Source organism: Burkholderia sp. COPS (assembly GCF_019425585.1).
Classification (GTDB): Bacteria; Pseudomonadota; Gammaproteobacteria; order Burkholderiales; family Burkholderiaceae; genus Burkholderia; species Burkholderia cepacia.
In genome coordinates this window covers 1-3,242 of record NZ_WIXR01000064.1, presented here as the reverse complement: position 1 = coordinate 3,242, position 3,242 = coordinate 1, and the positions used below count along the sequence as shown (strand labels likewise).

The 3,242-nt window shown below is 52.2% G+C and carries 1 rRNA gene; it reads left to right on the top strand.

What is annotated here, in order from left to right:
• Positions 1–214 precede the first annotated feature (214 nt).
• Positions 215–3,095: ribosomal RNA gene (locus tag FOZ70_RS35255) — 23S ribosomal RNA — on the top strand.
• Positions 3,096–3,242 lie beyond the last annotated feature (147 nt).

Sequence of the window (3,242 nt, the reverse complement as noted above, 5' to 3'; positions counted from 1 at the left end):
TTCAACAGATATCGGCTGTCGTTCTTTAACAATCTGGAAGAAGTAAGTAATTTGGATAGCGGAAGCGTCTTGAGATGGACGTGGAAACTATCCGGGTTGTGATTGTATCGATGTATCTCAAGATGATTCGAACTCTATGTTCGACTCAATTGGAATACGGCACAACGCGAGAACTCAACCTGTAGCGACTGTCGACGAGACAGACTCGTTATAGGGTCAAGCGAACAAGTGCATGTGGTGGATGCCTTGGCGATCACAGGCGATGAAGGACGCGGTAGCCTGCGAAAAGCTACGGGGAGCTGGCAAACAAGCTTTGATCCGTAGATGTCCGAATGGGGAAACCCACTCCTTTTGGAGTATCCATGGCTGAATACATAGGCCATGCGAAGCGAACGCGGTGAACTGAAACATCTAAGTAACCGCAGGAAAAGAAATCAACCGAGATTCCCAAAGTAGTGGCGAGCGAAATGGGATGAGCCTTGCACTCTTTATTTGTATTGTTAGCCGAACGCTCTGGAAAGTGCGGCCATAGCAGGTGATAGCCCTGTAGGCGAAAACAGTATGAAAGAACTAGGTGTGCGACAAGTAGGGCGGGACACGTGAAATCCTGTCTGAAGATGGGGGGACCATCCTCCAAGGCTAAATACTCGTGATCGACCGATAGTGAACCAGTACCGTGAGGGAAAGGCGAAAAGAACCCCGGGAGGGGAGTGAAATAGATCCTGAAACCGCATGCATACAAACAGTCGGAGCCTCGTAAGGGGTGACGGCGTACCTTTTGTATAATGGGTCAGCGACTTACGTTCAGTAGCAAGCTTAACCGTATAGGGCAGGCGTAGCGAAAGCGAGTCCGAATAGGGCGTTCAGTTGCTGGGCGTAGACCCGAAACCAGGTGATCTATCCATGGCCAGGATGAAGGTGCGGTAACACGTACTGGAGGTCCGAACCCACTAACGTTGAAAAGTTAGGGGATGAGCTGTGGATAGGGGTGAAAGGCTAAACAAACCTGGAAATAGCTGGTTCTCTCCGAAAACTATTTAGGTAGTGCCTCGTGTCTCACCTTCGGGGGTAGAGCACTGTCATGGTTGGGGGGTCTATTGCAGATTACCCCGCCATAGCAAACTCCGAATACCGAAGAGTGCAATCACGGGAGACAGACATCGGGTGCTAACGTCCGGTGTCAAGAGGGAAACAACCCAGACCGCCAGCTAAGGTCCCCAAATATAGCTAAGTGGGAAACGAAGTGGGAAGGCTAAAACAGTCAGGAGGTTGGCTTAGAAGCAGCCACCCTTTAAAGAAAGCGTAATAGCTCACTGATCGAGTCGTCCTGCGCGGAAGATGTAACGGGGCTAAGCTATATACCGAAGCTGCGGATGCGTGCTTGCACGCATGGTAGGAGAGCGTTCCGTAAGCCTGCGAAGGTGCCTTGTAAAGGGTGCTGGAGGTATCGGAAGTGCGAATGCTGACATGAGTAGCGATAAAGGGGGTGAAAGGCCCCCTCGCCGTAAGCCCAAGGTTTCCTACGCAACGTTCATCGGCGTAGGGTGAGTCGGCCCCTAAGGCGAGGCAGAAATGCGTAGCTGATGGGAAGCAGGTCAATATTCCTGCACCATTGTTAGATGCGATGGGGGGACGGATCGCGGAAGGTTGTCCGGGTGTTGGAAGTCCCGGTCGCTGCATTGGAGAAGGCGCTTAGGCAAATCCGGGTGCGTAATTCAAGGGTGTGGCGCGAGCTTCTTCGGAAGCGAAGCAATTGGAAGTGGTTCCAAGAAAAGCCTCTAAGCTTCAGTCTAACGATGACCGTACCGCAAACCGACACAGGTGGGCGAGATGAGTATTCTAAGGCGCTTGAGAGAACTCGGGAGAAGGAACTCGGCAAATTGGTACCGTAACTTCGGGATAAGGTACGCCCTTGTAGCTTGACTGGCCTGCGCCAGGAGGGTGAAGGGGTTGCAATAAACTGGTGGCTGCGACTGTTTAATAAAAACACAGCACTCTGCAAACACGAAAGTGGACGTATAGGGTGTGACGCCTGCCCGGTGCCGGAAGATTAAATGATGGGGTGCAAGCTCTTGATTGAAGTCCCGGTAAACGGCGGCCGTAACTATAACGGTCCTAAGGTAGCGAAATTCCTTGTCGGGTAAGTTCCGACCTGCACGAATGGCGTAACGATGGCCACACTGTCTCCTCCCGAGACTCAGCGAAGTTGAAGTGTTTGTGATGATGCAATCTACCCGCGGCTAGACGGAAAGACCCCATGAACCTTTACTGTAGCTTTGCATTGGACTTTGAACCGATCTGTGTAGGATAGGTGGGAGGCTATGAAACCGGAACGCTAGTTTCGGTGGAGCCGTCCTTGAAATACCACCCTGGTTTGTTTGAGGTTCTAACCTTGGCCCGTGATCCGGGTCGGGGACAGTGCATGGTAGGCAGTTTGACTGGGGCGGTCTCCTCCCAAAGCGTAACGGAGGAGTACGAAGGTACGCTAGGTACGGTCGGAAATCGTGCTGATAGTGCAATGGCATAAGCGTGCTTAACTGCGAGACCGACAAGTCGAGCAGGTGCGAAAGCAGGTCATAGTGATCCGGTGGTTCTGTATGGAAGGGCCATCGCTCAACGGATAAAAGGTACTCTGGGGATAACAGGCTGATACCGCCCAAGAGTTCATATCGACGGCGGTGTTTGGCACCTCGATGTCGGCTCATCTCATCCTGGGGCTGTAGCCGGTCCCAAGGGTATGGCTGTTCGCCATTTAAAGAGGTACGTGAGCTGGGTTTAAAACGTCGTGAGACAGTTTGGTCCCTATCTGCCGTGGGCGTTGGATATTTGAAGGGGGCTGCTCCTAGTACGAGAGGACCGGAGTGGACGAACCTCTGGTGTACCGGTTGTCACGCCAGTGGCATCGCCGGGTAGCTATGTTCGGAAGAGATAACCGCTGAAAGCATCTAAGCGGGAAACTCGCCTTAAGATGAGATATCCCTGGGGACTAGATCCCCTTGAAGGGTCGTTCGAGACCAGGACGTTGATAGGTCAGGTGTGTAAGCGCAGTAATGCGTTCAGCTAACTGATACTAATTGCCCGTAAGGCTTGATCCTATAACAAGTCTGCCTTGTAGATCGGCGCCGTGTGAAAGCACTGGCTGCGATCCAGAGCGACAAGTTGGATTCTCGTGTGTGATACACACAACCTAAATTACTGCTTCTTCCAAGATTGGTTGTGCTGCGAAGCCAGCGCAACAACCC